The sequence below is a fragment of the Candidatus Seongchinamella marina genome (genome assembly GCF_026262685.1).
Classification (GTDB): domain Bacteria; phylum Pseudomonadota; class Gammaproteobacteria; order Pseudomonadales; family Halieaceae; genus Halioglobus; species Halioglobus marinus.
The window spans coordinates 1-17,217 of the sequence record NZ_SHNP01000011.1; the positions used below are offsets into that span (position 1 = coordinate 1).

Below are 17,217 nucleotides of genomic sequence, written 5' to 3' on the forward strand. Positions count from 1 at the left end.
ATATCCTTGACCGTCTTTTCGGTGTTTGACATGCTCATGATGATGCTCCTGTACTTCAGTTTAAAAGTAGCAGAAGTCTCTCTTAGCAAATCAAGTCATTTGGTACCATCGTGGCTGACGGGATACAGTTCCTCCCAGTTCGTCATACGCTGAACTGGAAAGTACCGGGACTGAGAAAGGCTGCAGGCGGATGGGAAATTGCCCGTGAAGCTGCCGCGAGAGAGCCCGTTTAAGACGCGATGGTCTCAAATGGTCTCAATTTGGTCTCAGAATGGCCTCAACATAGAACGCCCCACCAAGGGGTGTTGCGTTTATTTTAAGAAAAAAGTCAGGAAAATCAGACTCTAAGAAATGGTGCCCAGAAGAGGACTTGAACCTCCACGCCCTTGCGAGCACTAGCACCTGAAGCTAGCGTGTCTACCAATTTCACCACCTGGGCTTCAAGGTATAGCCGCGAGAAACAGCGGGAATACCTAAGGGCGCGCACTGTACTTTTACCGCGCGGCTTTGTCAATCCTCGCGTATAATACAGACATCCGGGCGGTTAGTGCTTAAAAGCCCAGCTTTATATTGGCTTTTTTGGATACCCGTCAACGGGTGGCTGACAAAGGCCGCTTACCTCCCAAGACTCTAATGCAGGCCCCCAATAATATGGCCAAAAAAGGCAAAATTGCCGACCCTCACGCAGAACGTGAGGCCGCCAAATACGAAAATCCGATCCCCAGCCGCGAGATTATTCTCGAGGTGCTGCAGGCGGCGAAAAAGCCGCTGAACCACAAGCAGCTCTGTAAGCAGCTCCACCTGACAGCACCAGAGCCTATAGACGCACTGCGCAAGCGCCTGCGGGCCATGGAGCGAGACGGACAGGTGATGTCGGACCGCAAGGGCGCCTATGGTCTGGTGGATAAAATGAACCTGGTGCACTGCAAGGTACAGGGCCATCGCGATGGCTATGGCTTTGCCATGCCCTTGGGAGAGGGCGACGACATCTACCTGAGCTCTCGGCAGATGAACTTTGTATTTGACGGTGATGAGGTCCTGATTCTCATTACCGGCGAGGATCGACGCGGTCGTCCAGAGGGCAAGATTATTGAAGTACTTAAACGCGGTGTGACCACCGTGGTAGGTCGCTACCAGGAAGAGAGCGGTATCGGCTTTGTCATCCCCGATAACGGCCGCCTTACCAACCAGTTCCTGATTCCACCGAAAGAGAAAAACGGCGCCAAAAATGGCCAGATCGTCAGCGCTGAAATCACCGACTATCCCACGCGAAAACTGGGTGCCAAGGCGCGAATTTCCGAGATACTCGGTGATCATATGGATCCCGGCCTGGAAATCGACGTGGCTATTCGATCCCATGATATTCCCTGGGAGTGGCCAGAAGACGTGTTAGCAGAGGCTGGGGCTCTTGCTGAAGAACCCGCAGAGCAAGACAAGTTGAATCGCAAGGACTTGCGTCATCTTGCCTTCGTGACTATTGATGGCGAAGATGCCCGCGATTTTGATGATGCGGTCTACTGCGAGACCGCCAGCGGCGGTGGCTGGCGACTTTGGGTGGCAATTGCTGATGTTTGTCACTACGTGCGGCCCGGTTCTGCGCTCGATGAGGAAGCCAATAAGCGCGCCACCTCAGTGTATTTTCCCGAGCGCGTGGTGCCGATGTTGCCTGAGGCCTTGTCGAATGGGCTCTGTTCACTCAAGCCCATGGTCGACCGTCTGGCGATGGTCTGCGAGATGGAAATCAGCAATGCCGGAGCGCTGGGAAAGTACCAGTTTTATGAGTCGGTCATTCATTCCCATGCCCGGCTCACCTACACTCAGGTAGGCGCCGTATTGGAAAATGGCAATCACCCTGATGTGGATGCAGGTCGTGAGTCTGATCTGCGGCGTTTGCATGACCTGTACAAAGCGCTGCGCGGTGCACGTGATGTGCGCGGTGCAATCGACTTTGAAACGGTAGAAACCAGGATCATCTTTGACGACCAAAAGAAAATCGACGCTATTGTGCCGGTGGTGCGCAACGACGCTCACAAGCTGATTGAAGAATGTATGTTGTGCGCTAACGTAGCGGCGGCGGGTTTCTTCGAAGCCAACGAAGTTCCCATGCTGTATCGCGTGCACGAGGGACCGAATGAAGAAAAGCTGGAGAACCTGCGTAAGTTTCTCGGTGAGTTAGGTCTGAATCTTGCCGGTGGGGTCAAGCCCACGCCCGTGCATTATCAGGAACTGCTGGCACAGGTAAAAGACAGAGATGACGCTCACGTGATCCAGACTATGTTGCTGCGTTCGCTCAGTCAGGCGGTGTACCAGCCCGAAAACAATGGTCACTTTGGTCTGCATTACGACGCTTATGCCCATTTCACTTCTCCTATCCGCCGCTATCCCGACTTGCTGGTGCACCGCGGTATCCGTCACCGAATCCGGTCAACCGACAAGGCGATATCGGTGCACAGGATCAAGGGTGCAGAGCCCATTCCCACAAAGCGCATTTTTCCCTATGACGTCGCTGCGATGGTAGTACTTGGTGAGCATAGTTCCATGGCGGAGCGTCGAGCCGATGATGCCACCCGGGAAGTTAACGCCTGGCTTAAGTGCGAGTACCTGCAAGACCATGTCGGTGACGAATTCGATGGGGTCATTGCCGCGGTCACCAGTTTTGGCCTGTTTGTAGAGCTGGTCGACATCTATATAGAAGGCCTGGTGCATATCACCGCGCTGCCAGGCGACTACTATAATTTTGACGCCGCCAGGCAACGTCTCACTGGTGAGCGCAGCGGTCGCAGTTTCCAGCTCGGCGGCAAGGTGCGGGTGCAGGTGGCTCGGGTTGACCTGGATGACCGCAAGATCGACCTGGAATTGCTGGATTCCAAGCCGCCGAAAAAGGCCAAGGGCGGCTCCGGTGGTGACAAGCCCCAAAAACATCACACCAAGAAAGGCGGGAAGAAGCCATCCGGTTCGCGCAAAAAGAAGACAGCCGCACCGGGTAAGAAGAAATCCAAGGGTAAGACTGGATTGAGAAAGCGTTACTAGCCCCTCAGATGATCATCATATAACTATGCAATACATATACGGAATCCATGCGGTTGATAGCCTGCTGCGCCAAAACCCCAAGTCCGTGCAGCGCCTATGGGTGCAGCAGGGGCGTGAGGACAAGCGCATTGCCTCGCTGTTGGAATTGGCCCAGAACCAGGGTGTACCCATGGCGAGGGAGTCGCGTAAAGACCTCGATGACATGGTGAGAGGCCGCCACCAGGGGGTGGTAGCTGAAACCCTGAGTGACCCCGTCCACGGAGATACACAGCAGGCCAACCTGTGGCAAGAGTCCGACCTGCTGCGCATGGTTGATGAAAAAGATAGCCCCGTGTTGATTCTGGTTTTAGACGGAGTCACCGACCCTCACAACCTCGGAGCGTGCCTTCGCAGTGCCGACGCGGCTGGTGTTGATGCCGTCGTCGTGCCCAAAGATAAATCGGCTGATCTTTCGCCCACGGTTCGCAAAGTGGCCTGCGGCGCCGGTGAAGTCGTGCCATTCGTGCGGGTGACCAATATTTCCCGCACCCTGGATGCCCTAAAGGAGCGCCAGGTGTGGATATACGGGGCTGCCGGAGAAGCTGAGAAATCGATATATGACAACGACTTAACAGGCTCTATGGCGCTGGTAATGGGCGCTGAAGGTGCAGGACTGCGCCGTTTAACCCGCGAGCATTGTGACTTTTTGATCAAACTACCCATGTCGGGGTCAGTCAGTAGTCTCAATGTGTCGGTGGCCACCGGCGTCTGTTTATTCGAGGTGGTCAGGCAACGGGGGTGACGAAACTGCCCCGCGGTGCGTGTCCAAACCACCCCTTGCGCGCCCTGCTCAAACTATATACAATCCGCGCCTCAAAATTTGCCCGGTGGCCCTGAGCTGCCGATCCTCCTTGCTGCATCGCCTTCTTTGAAGTGACGGTCAGCATTAACCCGTAAGGAGCTGCTATATGCGTCATTACGAAATCGTATTTATGGTCCATCCGGACCAGTCTGAGCAAGTGCCTGGCATGATCGAGCGCTACTCCGCCGCTATCCAGAAGGATGGCGGCAGTGTTCATCGCCTGGAAGATTGGGGCCGCCGTCAACTGGCATACCCCATCAACAAGATCCACAAAGCACATTACGTGCTGATGAATGTGGAAGCTTCCAATGAAGCGCTGGACGAACTGACCACTACCTTCCGTTTCAACGATGCTGTGATCCGTAATCTGGTGATCCGTCGCGACGAGTCTGTCACTGATGAGTCCTTCATCATGAAGGCAGAGAAAGAGTCCCGCGAGCGCAAGACCCGTTACGAAGAGCGTAAAGCTGCCGAGGCGCCCGTCGCCGAGGAAATGCCCGCTGAAGAAGAAACAGCAGCAGAGCCGGCTCCTGAAGCCGCCTCCGAAGAGTAATAGAGGAGTAATACCATGGCCCGTTTTTTCCGTCGCCGTAAGTTCTGCAAGTTCACCGCCGAAGGCGTTAAAGAGATCGATTACAAGGATCTTGAGACCCTGAAAGCTTACGTTTCCGAAACCGGCAAGATTGTACCTAGCCGTATTACAGGTACCAAAGCAAAGTATCAGCGTCAGCTGGCTACTGCAGTGAAGCGCGCGCGTTTCCTGGCTCTGCTGCCTTACACGGATTCGCACCAGTAAGAGTCCTGACCCGTGTCGCAAGCAGTGAGGCCTGAATGAAGGCGATTGCTGAATTTGCCATGCGCGGGCGCTTTCAGGCCCTACTACTTGCCGTAGGTGGGTCCGGAAGCATTTTGTTTTGTTGGATTAGTGCTGCGGTTATTGCACTGATCACCCTGCGTAAAGGCGTGGGGAATGGAGCCCAGTTATTGTTGTGGGCTCTGCTGCCCTCCGGGGTCTTGCTGTATGCCGTTGGCGACAGCGGTCCACTCGCTCTGATTGTGGGGACGACCGCGCTGGCAATGGTGTTGCGAACCACGGTGAGCTTGTCGTTGTCGGTGTTGACCGGCATCGCGGTCGGTGCCCTGAGTGGCCTGGCGCTGGTGGCCTTTGGTGGCCCCTATCTGGAGCAGATGGTAACTCTGTTTGGCGATTTTCTTGCCAACTTGGAGCAGCAACTATCCCAGGGAGGAGACGCCGTGCAACTGCCGCGTCCCACCGCCGTGCAAATAGCCGGAATGTTGGGAGCGGGTACCGGGACAATGTCGATACTGTGCTTGCTTTTGGCACGCTATTGGCAGGCAGCGTTATACAACCCGGGTGGTTTCGGCGGTGAGTTCAGGCTCCTTCGCTATACCCCGGCGGTCGCCACAGCGATGGCACTGGCAGCCGCTGCGCTGTCTGGGCTGGGCCCGGAATACCGCACCTGGGCAGTGATTGCTTTATTGCCGCTGAACTTTGCCGGATTGGCACTGGTTCATGCGAGGGTCCTTGCGAAGGGGAAGGGTACAGGATGGCTGATTGGCTTTTACCTGGCCTGGCTGCTTTTGGATCCGGTAAAACTAATGGTGGTGTTCGTTGCTATCGCAGACAGCTGGTTTGATTTTCGCCAGCGCTGGACCGGCAAGCCCGGTACCGATGTCAGCTCCGGCGAAGACGATTAACGAAATTTTGAAGTAGAGGGAGCGTGCTCCCCATAACGAGGAAAGTAAGATGGAAGTCATTTTGCTGGAGAACATCAGCAACCTGGGTGGCCTGGGCGACAAGGTTGACGTCAAGGCCGGTTTTGGCCGCAACTACCTGATCCCTCAGGGCAAGGCTGTACCTGCCACTGAAGATGCAGTTGCCAAGTTTGAAGCGCGTCGCGCTGAGTTGGAAGCTGCTGCTGCCGATTCACTAGCGGCCGCCGAAGCTCGCGCTGCTACCCTGAACGAAATGCAGCTGGTGACTATTCCGGCGAACGCAGGGGAAGAAGGCAAGCTGTTTGGCTCTATCGGTACTCGCGATATCGCCGATGCGGTCACTGCTGCCGGCGTTGCCATCGACAAGTCCGAAGTTCGCCTTCCTGAAGGTGCACTGCGCGAACTGGGTGAGTACGAGATCAACGTTCAGGTTCACGGTGACGTGACTGCGATCATCGCCCTGGCGGTTGTACCAGAGTAAGACTCTTGGTATCCGCCTCGGCGGGTACTCAGGGACTTGAAGATGCACCGATCACTCAGTGGTCGGTGCATTTTTTGTGCCTGAAGAATGACGGAGCCGATAATATTGGTTAATCTGTCTGGCCCTATAAGAAATAGCGATCCATGGAAGACCACGACTATCCACCCAATGTCTCTGAGATGCCCAGTGCCTCTGATGGCGAGCTCGCGCGTATTAAAATGCAGCCCCATTCGTTGGAGGCAGAGCAGTCCGTGTTGGGCGGGCTACTGCTGTCAGCAGACGCGTGGGACTCGGTAGCGGAGGAAGTCGCGCCAACAGACTTTTATCGGCCTTCGCATCGATCAATTTTCCGAGAAATTTCCCGTTTGGCTGAAGCGGCTGAACCGGTAGATGTCATCACTGTGGCTGACAAGCTCGAAGCTCTGGGAGAGCTTGAGGGCGCTGGCGGCCTGCCGTACCTTGCAGAGCTCGCCCAGAACACCCCGAGTGCATCAAATATTCGAGCTTACGCTCAAGTGGTGCGCGAGCGCGCCAGTTTGCGCAAGTTGATTGAAGCCGCGCAGGATATAGCTGATTCTGGCTTTAATCCGGAAGGGCGCACCTCCACCGATCTGATCGATGAGGCAGAGCGCCTGATCATGCAGATCGGCGAACAGGGACCCAAATCTGGCGGCCCGCAGGAGGTGAACCCACTGCTAAAGCGGGCGCTGGACCGTATCGACGAGCTGTTCAATTCAGGCGGCGACATCACTGGCATTACCACTGGTTTCAAGGACCTCGATGGTATGACCTCCGGTTTGCAGAAATCCGATCTGGTGATTGTGGCTGGAAGACCCTCGATGGGTAAAACCAGCTTCGCCATGAACCTGGTGGAAAATGCGGTAATGGCGCAGAAGAAGCCGATTCTGGTGTTTTCTATGGAGATGCCCGCGGATCAGCTGATTATCCGTATGCTGTCTTCCATTGGGCGTATCGATCAAACTCGTATTCGTAACGGTAAGCTGGAACAGGAAGACTGGCCCAAGCTGACAACGGCGGTAAACAAGCTGCGCGATGTGCCGCTTTATATCGACGATACCCCTGCGCTGACTCCCACTGAAGTGCGTAGCCGGGTTCGTAAGGTTGTGCGCGAGAATAATGGTGAGTTAGGCATGGTGATGATCGATTACCTGCAGCTGATGCAGGTGGCGGGCTCTTCCGAAGGTCGTACAGCTGAAATTTCTGAAATTTCCCGCTCGCTAAAAGCCATCGCCAAGGAGTTTGAGTGTCCTATGGTGGCCCTGTCACAGCTCAACCGCTCCCTGGAGCAGCGCCCCAACAAGCGTCCGGTCAACTCCGACCTGCGTGAGTCTGGCGCCATCGAGCAGGATGCCGATGTCATCATGTTCATCTATCGGGATGAGGTCTACAACGAGGATTCACCCGACAAGGGTGTGGCTGAAATTATTATCGGCAAGCAGCGTAATGGCCCCATCGGTTCCTGCCGTCTGGCCTTTATCGGTCAATACACCCGCTTTGAAAATCTAGCCAGAGGATTTTCTGACGATTACTAGCAAGTCTCGTTATCTTACAGCCCCGACTCTTCCCGAAGCTTTTTCAACTCCGTCATCTGCTCATCTTTAGACAGTGGCTCCGCAGCCTCTTTTTCAATGGCCTCCGGGGCAGGAATCAGCAGTTCCTCTCCCCTTAATACCGCCGCACAATAGCGCTGGTAGTGCTCGCGATACACGGGCCAGGTGATTCGCTCCTGATTATTGGCAAGGAAAAACCAGTCGCTGTCTCGTCCGGCTAAATACACTGCCGGATGGCTCCAGTGCTGTGCCGATTTCGGGGAGGGCGCCTGGCAGGCTTCAATGTAAGCATCGTGGGGTGCGGGCAGACCGAATTCGATCAGGCCTGCCTGGCAGCACTCGATCATACGATGCAGGGTGGGCAGGTACTCACTGTTCTCGATGGCATGCTTGGCGCCTTTGAGAATTTGCTCTACCGGAAAATCGGCCAATGACTCCAGCCACAGCTTTTTGATCTGGCTGATCTGGCTGGCGTCCGGATAGGCAGCGTAATACTGGTTGTGATAATTGAGACGAAACAGAGCAAAGACCTGGTTAATGGCCTCTACGTGGCCCTCGGTGGCCTGGTTTTTCGACTTAGCTTGCCCAGCTGGTGTCGTTGAGGTCGTCTTCGAGGCTTCTATCTCTTGTGCGACCTGTTGAATGAGATCCCTGCTGTCCGCCATGGCTGTTTTCCGTTTGTTGCAGTTGGTGGCGCTTGGCCCAATGATATTTCGCGTGTTGCAGAAACTTGCTGTTCCACGAGGTATGCGTTTGGTTAGAGTCTTTCCAGTAGACGATAAACTCCGGCAACAGGCTGCGTGCGAAGTCCAGATCGATATGCGACATGCGCAGAATATCGTAAACATCATCGCTGGGCTGCCAGTGGTCGACAATGCGCTTGGGCTCAGTGCTGTGTTCCAGGCTGGAGCTGTAGCGCGCCCATTGAATGCGAATGTGCTGAATGAATTTGGAATTCAGTTCTTTGGGCGCCGCACCGCGCTCACGCCAGTACAGGATGAATTCGGGAACGGCCTGTTCGATAAAGTCCCTGGAAATGCCGCCACGTTCCATGATCTCCATGGCATCCATGCTGGGTCGCCAGTGGTTATCCAGCGCCATGGGCTGCCTGACCTGGAACTCCGACGCACCGGTTTGCTGTTTCCTGCGCCAGTTGTTGGTGACGTGCTGGCGGAATTTGTTTTCCCAGGCGTGTGACGTCTCGCCACGCTCGCGCCAGTAAAAGATGAAATCTTCCAGTTGATCCAGCGAAAACTGACGAGGTATGTTGTGGTTGAGCGCCATGAGCTGCAGCAGGTCTTCACTGGGCGACCAGTGCACCGGGAGTAAAGCTGCACCGCGTCGGGTCGGCGCGGGCTCAGGTTCTGGTGGCGGCGCAGGTTGGTGGGCACGTACCGGCTCATTGAGCGCAAACACCAGCTTCTCGCTGCTATGCAGGGGTGGGGATTCCATCAACATGACGCCCTTGTCGACCAGACTGCGGGTGATGCGATGCAAATCCACGGCGTTCCAGAAGGGCAGTGTGGTCAGCAGATAATCCCGCTCCACGCTAAGCCAGGCATAGTTGTCCCGCTCCTGGGCCTGACGGTGCTCAAACAGTGCCTGCAGATGTTGCAGTAAGATCGATTCTTCCAGCCCGATAGTCGCCGCCAGGCCGGGTGAGAACACCAGCTGTCGTTCGGGGACCAGGGAGGAATTGGACATGCTTCTAACTGTTTTCGTGAGCGGTCTGCTAGGATACCGCTGTTGGGCGCTGACATACAGTGATAACAGGTCCATTACCCGGTTTCTACCAGTAGGTGATGGCAAAGTGGTTTGGAAACTTAAAATTGGCTAAACAAAAAACAGCGTTTGTCTGCAACGAATGCGGCTCTGACTACGCCAAGTGGCAGGGTCAATGCTCCGATTGTGGTGAATGGAATAGCATTACCGAAATCAGGCTGGGTCCCGCCAAGGGTTCAGGCCGCGCGGGCAGTGGTGTCACCGCCAGTCGGGCGGGATTCGCCGGTGCTTTGTCTTCGGCGCAGGTGTTAAAAGACATAGACCTCAACGACCTGCCGCGCTTTTCCGCTGGCGCCGAGGAGTTTGACCGGGTGCTGGGCGGTGGTCTGGTTCCGGGCTCGTCAGTGTTGGTAGGCGGTAACCCTGGGGCGGGTAAGAGCACCTTGCTGCTGCAGACTATGTGCCATCTCTCCCAGTCGATGGAGGGGCTCTACATTACCGGGGAAGAGTCTTTGCAGCAGGTGGCGATGCGCGCCCAACGCTTGCAGTTGCCCACCGAAAAACTGCGCTTGATGTCTGAGACCAATGTGGAAACCATTGTCGCCGCCGCTCAGGAGTTCAAGCCGAAAGTGCTGGTGGTGGATTCTATTCAGGTGGTGCATACCGATGAAATAAGTTCCGCACCGGGGAGCGTTTCCCAGGTGCGCGAGTGCGCCGCCTACCTGACGCGGTTCGCCAAACAAACCGGCACAGTACTTTTTTTAGTGGGTCACGTCACCAAAGATGGTTCGCTGGCAGGTCCCAAGGTGTTGGAACACATGATCGATTGCTCCATCTTGCTGGAGGGCACTCACGATTCTCGTTTTCGCACCCTACGTGGGCAAAAGAACCGTTTTGGTGCGGTAAACGAGCTGGGTGTGTTCGCCATGACTGAACAGGGCATGCGTGAGGTTAAAAATCCCTCGGCGATTTTTCTCGACCGCAGCAACGAACCCGCCGCCGGTTCCGCCGTGATGGCGGTATGGGAGGGTACCAGGCCATTGCTGGTGGAAATTCAGGCGCTGGTCGATGACAGCCAACTTGGCAACCCCCGCCGGGTGGCAGTCGGCTTGGAACAAAATCGATTAGCGATGCTACTGGCGGTACTGCATCGCCACGGTGGTTTGCAAGTGGGCGATCAAGACGTATTTGCCAATGTGGTAGGCGGGGTGAAAGTGCTGGAAACCAGTGCTGACCTGGCCTTGCTGCTGGCGATTGTTTCCAGCTTCCGCGATCGCCAGCTACCCCAGGACATGGTGATCTTCGGAGAGGTGGGCTTGTCGGGCGAAATACGGCCGGTACCTTCTGGTCAGGAGCGTCTGTCGGAGGCCGCAAAACACGGCTTCAAGCGTGCCATCGTGCCCAACGGTAATGCACCCAAGGGAGAAATCCCGGGGATGCAGGTCATTGGCGTTAGCAAATTGAGCGAGGCCCTGGGGGCGGTGGAGTAGCTGGCGGAGCTAGCTCTCAGAATCCAGACGGGAAAGTTCGTCTTCCAGGGTGGCGATATCCATGTGTTGGCCCAGCAGAGCCATTAGCGGTTCAATATTCTCTTTATCAACATGCTGTACCGCAAAACCCAGGCGACCTGACTCAACATGCTGCAGGTAGGCGTGAAGTTCGAGGTCGGTACCATCTTCCAGTTTTATAATCAGGCTGAAGGGCTCATTGTATTGAGCGTCCCATAAATCTGGCTGATCAGTTGCCACACCTGACAAAGAAATATCAATGAGCCGCTGAGGCCACATGCTACCGCCCTGGTGAACTTCTGCGGGCAGGTCTAGTGCGACGCGGGTGCAACGACGCCGTTCGTTACGAATCTCGGTCATTCTGAAACTCTTGTAATGCTTGAATTTGTCTATGATAGCGCCGACATTGAGGTTTGGCGATAGCACGTTGCGATATTGGTAACCGAGGCTTTATGGCGCCTAACGCCACCTTCGGCCCCGGGCGAGTGGGTGCTGGATAACGATAAACACACAGTGTCTCGCGGTAAAAGTGCCTTAGCTTGTCACTTCAGCTTGCGGTACTTGATTCGGTGCGGTTGATCCGCCGCTGCACCTAATCGCTTCTTCCTGTCTTCTTCATAATCACTGAAGTTACCTTCGTGGAAGACGACTCCGCCGTCATCTTCATAGGCAAGAATGTGAGTGGCAATGCGGTCCAGGAACCAGCGATCGTGCGAAATCACCATGGCAGCGCCGGGGAAGGCCAGTATGGCTTCTTCCAATGCGCGCAGGGTTTCCACATCCAGGTCGTTGGTGGGTTCGTCCAACAGCAATACGTTGGCGCCCTGCTTGAGAAGCTTGGCCAGGTGCAAGCGATTACGCTCACCACCGGAGAGGTCTTTAACAAACTTCTGCTGATCGGAGCCCTTGAAGTTGAAGCGGCCGCAGTAGGAACGGGACTGCACTTCGTAATTGCCGATGCGGATAATGTCGTTGCCGTCGGACAGTTCTTCCCACACAGTTTTTTCGCCCGCGAGGTCATCCCGGGATTGGTCTACGTAGCCCAGTTTCACCGTTTCACCGACTTTTACTTCACCACCATCGGGCTGCTCTTCACCAATCATGATCTTGAACAGCGTCGACTTACCCATACCGTTGGCGCCGATAATGCCGACGATGGAACCCGGAGGCACCACGAAGCTGACGTCATCAAACAGCAGGCGGTCGCCAAAGCCCTTCTTCAGGTTTTTGACTTCAATAACATTGTCGCCGAGGCGGGGGCCGGGGGGGATGTAAATCTCATTGGTCTCGTTGCGGCTCTGGAATTCCTGGGACTGCAATTCGTCAAAGCGTGACAGACGGGCTTTGCTTTTCGCCTGGCGACCCTTGGGGTTGGAGCGAACCCACTCCAGTTCGGCCTTGATCGCTTTCTGGTGCGAGGCTTCCTGGCGCTGCTCTTGTTCCAGCCGTTGTTCCTTGGCATCCAGCCAGTCGGAGTAATTGCCCTCGTAGGGAATGCCATAGCCCCGGTCCAGTTCCAGAATCCAGCCGGCGGCGTTATCGAGGAAGTAACGGTCGTGGGTGATCGCCACCACGGTGCCGGGGAAGCCTTCGAGGAAGCGCTCCAACCAGGCCACGGACTCTGCGTCCAGATGGTTGGTGGGCTCGTCCAGCAAAATCATATCGGGGTTTGATAGCAGCAAGCGGCACAGGGCGACCCGGCGGCGCTCACCACCAGAGAGGGTGGTGACATCAGCGTCCCATGGCGGCAGGCGCAGGGCATCGGCAGCGACCTCCAGTTTGTGGTCCAGGTTGTGGGCGTCGGTGGCCTGAATAATATCTTCCAGGCGTGCCTGTTCCTTGGCCAGCGCGTCGAAATCGGCATCAGGTTCAGCGTAGTCAGCGTAAACCTTTTCCAATCCAGCCAGTGCGTCGGTCGCTTCCTGAACGCCTTCTTCCACATTGCCACGCACGTCCTTGGCAGGATCCAGCTGTGGTTCCTGCGGCAGGTAGCCAATGTTGATACCGGGCTGGGGGCGGGCTTCACCGATAATGTCGGTGTCGACACCAGCCATGATGCGCAGCAGCGTCGACTTACCCGAGCCGTTGAGGCCCAGCACACCAATCTTGGCGCCGGGGAAAAAAGACAGCGAGATGTCCTTCAGAATTTGTTTTTTGGGAGGCACGATCTTGCCGACCCGGTTCATGGTATAGACGTATTGAGCCATGGATAAACCGCTGTGAAATGATGACGCTCGGATTCTACCAGCGACAGGATTAGCCGTCATTCCCGGCGTTGGGATTGCGCGATTGTTACAATGAGCGATTAATTTGGAAGTTTGTCGCGCCACACCCCAACATCTGCCCAATAAACCATCAAATCTTGCTTCTTCCTGCCCCTTTTATTCTGTAAAATGCCGCGCTTGTCTATTCGGGGCCAGCCCCCAAACTCAGCCGGGAGTACCGCATGTTCGACAAAAGCATGACTATCGAGGGATTTGACGACGAGATCTTTAGCGCCATTGGCGAAGAAGAGCGCCGCCAGGAGGAGCACATCGAACTGATTGCTTCTGAGAACTACACCAGCCCCCGAGTGATGCAGGCGCAGGGTACCGTGCTGACCAACAAATACGCCGAAGGCTATCCCGGCAAGCGCTACTACGGTGGTTGCGAGTACGTTGATAAAGCCGAAGACCTGGCGATTGATCGGGTGAAAGCCCTGTTCGGTGCAGATTACGCCAACGTTCAGCCCCACTCCGGTTCCCAGGCCAACTCTGCCGTGTTCCTGGCGTTGCTGAAGCCTAACGACACTATTTTGGGAATGAGTCTTGCTGATGGCGGTCACCTGACTCACGGCGCCAAGCCCAATTTTTCCGGCAAGAACTACAACGCAGTGCAGTATGGATTGAACGCAGAGACCGGCGAGGTCGATTACGATCAGGTAGAAGCCCTGGCATTGGAGCACAAGCCCAAGATGATTATTGCCGGTTTCTCTGCCTACTCCCAGATTATGGATTGGGCCCGATTCCGCGAGATTGCCGATAAAGTCGGCGCCTATCTTTTGGTCGATATGGCTCATGTGGCAGGTTTGGTCGCAGCAGGTATTTACCCCAACCCAGTGCCTCACGCTGATGTGGTGACCTCTACAACGCACAAAACCCTGCGCGGTCCTCGCGGCGGTATCATCCTCGCTCGTGCCAATGAAGAGCTCGAGAAAAAGTTCAACTCCGCAGTATTCCCCGGCGGCCAGGGCGGCCCCTTGATGCACGTCATCGCCGCTAAAGCAATTTCCTTCAAGGAAGCCGCGGGCCCCGATTTTGTGGAGTATCAGAAGCAGGTAGTGCGTAACGCCAAAGCCATGGCGGCAACATTTATCGAACGCGGCATCAATATTGTTTCCGGCGGCACCGAGAATCATCTGATGCTGGTCGATCTGATCGGTAAGTCCTACACCGGTAAAGATGCAGACGCAGCGCTTGGCGAAGCCAACATTACGGTCAACAAGAACGCTGTCCCCAACGATCCGCGCTCTCCTTTCATCACCTCCGGTTTGCGAGTGGGTACTCCCGCGATCACCACCCGTGGTTTTGGTGAGGAAGAGACCGTTCAGCTCACTCACTGGATGTGTGACGTACTTGAGTCGCTGGAGAACGACACCTCCGAGGCTGTGATTGCTGAGGTGAAGGGCAAAGTGTTGGAGATCTGCGGGCGCTTCCCGGTTTATAAGTAAACCCGCAACGGTAGGTGGTGTTTTCTCTTCCGACTTGAGGGTCGGCAGAGAAGTTAGTTTTCCAGAACAATCAGGCCACCGCCTTTTGCGGAGTCACGTTTTTGGGTGTAATCCGCGAGGACTGTTTGAGCCTTCAAAATTGCGCAGCAATTTTAGGCGAGTTCCGCAGCGGCCCAAAAACGGGGCGAAGCTTGTGGCCGTTCTGGAAAGCTAACTTCTCTGACGGCCCGATTTGCCAGAGCCAGAACCTAGCCCGACATCGGTTCAGATCGACTGGCGATCCGTTCCCATAAATATGTTAAAGTTCAGCCACTTAGCAATAAGGGACTACGCCATGCACTGCCCATTCTGCGCCGCTGAAGACACTAAAGTGATCGACTCGCGCCTCGTTGCCGAGGGTGATCAGGTACGCCGTCGCCGCGAATGCCTTAGTTGCAGCGAGCGCTACACCACCTATGAAGTGGCAGAATTGGTGATGCCGCGCATCATCAAGCAGAACGGCAACCGCGAACCCTTCGACGAAGCTAAAATGCGAGCCGGCTTTACCCGCGCCCTGGAGAAACGTCCCGTTTCCACTGAAGACATAGAAGCCGTCATCAACAAAATCAAAAATGCCCTGCGTGCCACTGGCGAGCGCGAGGTTAAATCCGTGATTCTGGGTGAACTGGTGATGGATAATCTCAAGCAGCTGGATAAGGTCGCCTACGTGCGCTTCGCCTCCGTTTACCGAAGCTTTGAAGATATTTCCGAGTTTCGCGATGCCATTGAATCACTGGAATCCGAACCCCGGTCTCACTGACCGCCCCAACCCATGGCCACCGAATTAAATACCCGTATGATGGCGCGCGCCCTGCAACTGGCACGTCGTGGGCAGTATTCCTGTATGCCTAATCCTCATGTGGGCTGTGTGCTGGAGCGAGATGGCGCGGTGATTGGAGAGGGTTTTACCCAACCTGCTGGTGGCAATCACGCTGAAGTCCAAGCCCTGGCAGAGGCGGGGGACGCCAGCGGTGCAACTGCCTACGTCACTCTGGAACCTTGTTCCCATACCGGTAAAACAGGCCCCTGTGCCGATGCCTTGATCGCTGCTGGCGTCAGCAGGGTCTTTGCCGCGATAGAAGACCCCAATCCATTGGTGGCCGGGAACGGGTTGGATAAATTACGAGCCGCGGGTATTGAGGTGGAAGTTGGCCTTCTGGAAGCCGATGCACGTAGAGTGATTCCCGGCTTTATTTCCCGAATGACTGGTGGCAGAGGCAGAGTGCGTGCCAAGCTTGCGATGTCGCTGGATGGTCGCACTGCCATGGCTTCTGGCGAGAGCCAGTGGATTACCGGGCCAGCAGCGCGGGCCGATGTGCAGCGTTTGCGCGCCATGAGTTGCGTGGTGGTCACCGGCATCGGCACTGTGCTTTCAGACGATTGTTCTCTCACGGTAAGAACCTCAGAGCTGGGCTTGCCGTTGGCAGAGGCCGAATTGGCCAGCCTGAACCAGCCACTGCGGGTGGTGCTGGACTCAAACCTGCAAACCCCAGCGAGTGCCGCCATTCTGGATGGTGCTGCGCCGACGCTTATCTGCCACGATGAGAAGCTCGATGCGTCTACCGCTATTTTCGCTAGCGGCGTCGATCGACTGGCCTTGGGAGGTGACGAAAATGGCCTCAATTTGGCCCAATTAATCGACTATCTGTCAGCGCGGCAAAGCAACGAAATTCTGGTAGAATGCGGCCCCCGCCTGGCGGGAGCCTTTGTTCGAGAAGGCCTTTTAGACGAATTGATCGTATACATGGCACCCGTGCTGATGGGTAGCGCGGCGAGGCCGCTGCTGGATCTGCCTTTAGAGGCCATGGCGCAGAAGATCCCGCTGCAGATTGAGGATATGCGCAAGGTCGGCGACGACTGGCGTGTCACTGCTATCCCGCAGTACTAGAAACACCAGAGACAGATTATGTTCACAGGCATTATTCAGGCCGTTGGCGAAATTGCCGACATGCAGCCCTCCGGGGGTGATATGCGCCTGCGCATTAACACCGGCAAGCTGGACCTTAGCGACGTGGATTTGGGCGACAGCATTGCCGCTAATGGTGCCTGCCTGACTGTGGTCGAGTTACCGGGCGATGGCTACTGGGCCGATGTCTCGGTGGAGACCCTGAACTTCACGACCCTGGGTGGGTTGAAGACAGGTTCCAAAGTGAATCTGGAAAAAGCCCTGACCCCAGCGAGTCGCTTGGGAGGCCATATCGTATCCGGTCACGTGGATGGTGTTGGCGAAGTGGTTAGTTTGCAAGAAGACGCTCGCTCATGGCGCTTTGTGATGCGTGCGCCGGATGACCTGGCTAAATATATCGCTCATAAAGGCAGCATCACCGTCGATGGCACTAGCCTCACAGTGAATGCAGTTAACGGCGCTGAATTCGATCTGAATATCATCCCCCAGACCATGGCGGAGACGGTGTTTGGCGACTATCAGCCCGGGAGCAAGTTGAATTTGGAAGTGGACGTAATTGCGCGCTACTTGGAGCGATTGATGCAGGGTGATGGGGCGGCCAAGCCCGGTGCGGGCTCGATATCAATGCAGACCCTGGCCGAGAACGGCTATACCTAATCCTGTGATTTCCACT

General features: G+C 55.7%; 16 protein-coding genes and 1 tRNA gene. 12 read left to right on the top strand and 5 right to left on the bottom strand.

All coding sequences use genetic code 11. The features are described from left to right. Nucleotides 1-352: 352 nt before the first annotated feature. Nucleotides 353-439 (bottom strand) — tRNA-Leu (locus tag EYC87_RS18920). Nucleotides 440-651: 212 nt separating this feature from the next. Here EYC87_RS18920 and rnr point away from each other — a divergent pair. The 7 genes from rnr to dnaB all read left to right on the top strand — a co-directional run bounded on the left by rnr (nt 652) and on the right by dnaB (nt 7,642). Further along, nucleotides 652-3,030 carry a ribonuclease R gene (gene rnr / locus EYC87_RS18925; RefSeq protein ID WP_279254277.1) on the top strand — a complete coding sequence of 793 codons (2,379 nt, stop codon included), beginning with the start codon at nt 652-654 and terminating at the stop codon, nt 3,028-3,030. A gap of 25 nt (nt 3,031-3,055) precedes the next feature. Continuing rightward, nucleotides 3,056-3,811 (top strand): 23S rRNA (guanosine(2251)-2'-O)-methyltransferase RlmB, encoded by a 756-nt coding sequence (gene rlmB, locus EYC87_RS18930; protein WP_279254278.1) that lies wholly within the window; start codon nt 3,056-3,058, stop codon nt 3,809-3,811. A 166-nt stretch (nt 3,812-3,977) separates the two neighbouring features. Further along, nucleotides 3,978-4,424 (top strand): 30S ribosomal protein S6, encoded by a 447-nt coding sequence (gene rpsF, locus EYC87_RS18935; protein ID WP_279254279.1) that lies wholly within the window; start codon nt 3,978-3,980, stop codon nt 4,422-4,424. Nucleotides 4,425-4,439: 15 nt separating this feature from the next. Then, complete coding sequence (gene rpsR / locus EYC87_RS18940) at nt 4,440-4,667, top strand: 30S ribosomal protein S18 (protein WP_007228418.1); 228 nt, start codon at nt 4,440-4,442, stop codon at nt 4,665-4,667. Between the two features lie 35 nt (nt 4,668-4,702). Continuing rightward, entirely contained in the window at nt 4,703-5,590 is an 888-nt protein-coding gene (locus EYC87_RS18945; protein ID WP_279254280.1) for a hypothetical protein, read from the top strand. Between the two features lie 49 nt (nt 5,591-5,639). Next, a complete protein-coding gene (gene rplI / locus EYC87_RS18950) occupies nt 5,640-6,089 on the top strand; it encodes a 50S ribosomal protein L9 (protein ID WP_007228227.1) in 450 nt (149 codons plus the stop codon). Nucleotides 6,090-6,232: 143 nt separating this feature from the next. Beyond that, the gene (dnaB, locus tag EYC87_RS18955; RefSeq protein WP_007228090.1) at nt 6,233-7,642 is read left to right on the top strand and encodes a replicative DNA helicase; all 1,410 of its coding nucleotides are present in this window, start codon (nt 6,233-6,235) and stop codon (nt 7,640-7,642) included. Nucleotides 7,643-7,656: 14 nt separating this feature from the next. Here the strand turns inward: dnaB and EYC87_RS18960 are convergent, their stop codons facing one another. Continuing rightward, complete coding sequence (locus tag EYC87_RS18960; protein ID WP_279254281.1) at nt 7,657-8,325, bottom strand: replication protein P; 669 nt, start codon at nt 8,323-8,325, stop codon at nt 7,657-7,659. After that, on the bottom strand, nt 8,237-9,364 hold the full coding sequence (locus EYC87_RS18965) for a DnaT-like ssDNA-binding domain-containing protein (protein ID WP_279254282.1): 1,128 nt from the start codon (nt 9,362-9,364) through the stop codon (nt 8,237-8,239). Before EYC87_RS18965 ends, EYC87_RS18960 begins: the two co-directional genes overlap by 89 nt. A gap of 125 nt (nt 9,365-9,489) precedes the next feature. Between EYC87_RS18965 and radA the strand changes: the two genes are divergently transcribed. Then, nucleotides 9,490-10,872, top strand: a complete 1,383-nt coding sequence (gene radA, locus EYC87_RS18970; protein WP_279254283.1) for a DNA repair protein RadA — start codon at nt 9,490-9,492, stop codon at nt 10,870-10,872. Between the two features lie 9 nt (nt 10,873-10,881). Here the strand turns inward: radA and EYC87_RS18975 are convergent, their stop codons facing one another. Together EYC87_RS18975 and ettA are read right to left on the bottom strand one after the other, a co-directional pair. Further along, nucleotides 10,882-11,250, bottom strand: a complete 369-nt coding sequence (locus EYC87_RS18975; RefSeq protein WP_040540527.1) for a PilZ domain-containing protein — start codon at nt 11,248-11,250, stop codon at nt 10,882-10,884. Nucleotides 11,251-11,432: 182 nt separating this feature from the next. Further along, nucleotides 11,433-13,097: an energy-dependent translational throttle protein EttA gene (gene ettA, locus EYC87_RS18980; RefSeq protein ID WP_279254284.1), complete on the bottom strand. Its 1,665-nt coding sequence runs from the start codon at nt 13,095-13,097 to the stop codon at nt 11,433-11,435. Nucleotides 13,098-13,336: 239 nt separating this feature from the next. On the opposite strand from ettA, the gene glyA reads away from it, so the two are divergent. From glyA to EYC87_RS19000, 4 genes are all read left to right on the top strand, one after another. Continuing rightward, the gene (gene glyA / locus EYC87_RS18985; protein WP_007228198.1) at nt 13,337-14,599 is read left to right on the top strand and encodes a serine hydroxymethyltransferase; all 1,263 of its coding nucleotides are present in this window, start codon (nt 13,337-13,339) and stop codon (nt 14,597-14,599) included. A 334-nt stretch (nt 14,600-14,933) separates the two neighbouring features. After that, nucleotides 14,934-15,398: a transcriptional regulator NrdR gene (gene nrdR / locus EYC87_RS18990; RefSeq protein WP_007228204.1), complete on the top strand. Its 465-nt coding sequence runs from the start codon at nt 14,934-14,936 to the stop codon at nt 15,396-15,398. A gap of 12 nt (nt 15,399-15,410) precedes the next feature. Continuing rightward, nucleotides 15,411-16,526 carry a bifunctional diaminohydroxyphosphoribosylaminopyrimidine deaminase/5-amino-6-(5-phosphoribosylamino)uracil reductase RibD gene (gene ribD / locus EYC87_RS18995; RefSeq protein WP_279254285.1) on the top strand — a complete coding sequence of 372 codons (1,116 nt, stop codon included), beginning with the start codon at nt 15,411-15,413 and terminating at the stop codon, nt 16,524-16,526. Between the two features lie 18 nt (nt 16,527-16,544). Beyond that, a complete protein-coding gene (locus EYC87_RS19000; RefSeq protein ID WP_279254286.1) occupies nt 16,545-17,201 on the top strand; it encodes a riboflavin synthase in 657 nt (218 codons plus the stop codon). The last annotated feature ends 16 nt before the right edge of the window (nt 17,202-17,217 follow it).

Excerpts from the sequence above, each read along its gene's own strand:
- rnr (WP_279254277.1), top strand. The coding sequence starts at position 652 with ATGGCCAAAAAAGGCAAAATTGCCGACCCTCACGCAGAACGTGAGGCC.
- rlmB (WP_279254278.1), top strand. The coding sequence starts at position 3,056 with ATGCAATACATATACGGAATCCATGCGGTTGATAGCCTGCTGCGCCAA.
- rpsF (WP_279254279.1), top strand. The coding sequence starts at position 3,978 with ATGCGTCATTACGAAATCGTATTTATGGTCCATCCGGACCAGTCTGAG.
- rpsR (WP_007228418.1), top strand. The coding sequence starts at position 4,440 with ATGGCCCGTTTTTTCCGTCGCCGTAAGTTCTGCAAGTTCACCGCCGAA.
- EYC87_RS18945 (WP_279254280.1), top strand. The coding sequence starts at position 4,703 with ATGAAGGCGATTGCTGAATTTGCCATGCGCGGGCGCTTTCAGGCCCTA.
- rplI (WP_007228227.1), top strand. The coding sequence starts at position 5,640 with ATGGAAGTCATTTTGCTGGAGAACATCAGCAACCTGGGTGGCCTGGGC.
- dnaB (WP_007228090.1), top strand. The coding sequence starts at position 6,233 with ATGGAAGACCACGACTATCCACCCAATGTCTCTGAGATGCCCAGTGCC.
- EYC87_RS18960 (WP_279254281.1), bottom strand. The coding sequence starts at position 8,325 with ATGGCGGACAGCAGGGATCTCATTCAACAGGTCGCACAAGAGATAGAA.
- EYC87_RS18965 (WP_279254282.1), bottom strand. The coding sequence starts at position 9,364 with ATGTCCAATTCCTCCCTGGTCCCCGAACGACAGCTGGTGTTCTCACCC.
- EYC87_RS18975 (WP_040540527.1), bottom strand. The coding sequence starts at position 11,250 with ATGACCGAGATTCGTAACGAACGGCGTCGTTGCACCCGCGTCGCACTA.
- ettA (WP_279254284.1), bottom strand. The coding sequence starts at position 13,097 with ATGGCTCAATACGTCTATACCATGAACCGGGTCGGCAAGATCGTGCCT.
- glyA (WP_007228198.1), top strand. The coding sequence starts at position 13,337 with ATGTTCGACAAAAGCATGACTATCGAGGGATTTGACGACGAGATCTTT.
- nrdR (WP_007228204.1), top strand. The coding sequence starts at position 14,934 with ATGCACTGCCCATTCTGCGCCGCTGAAGACACTAAAGTGATCGACTCG.
- ribD (WP_279254285.1), top strand. The coding sequence starts at position 15,411 with ATGGCCACCGAATTAAATACCCGTATGATGGCGCGCGCCCTGCAACTG.
- EYC87_RS19000 (WP_279254286.1), top strand. The coding sequence starts at position 16,545 with ATGTTCACAGGCATTATTCAGGCCGTTGGCGAAATTGCCGACATGCAG.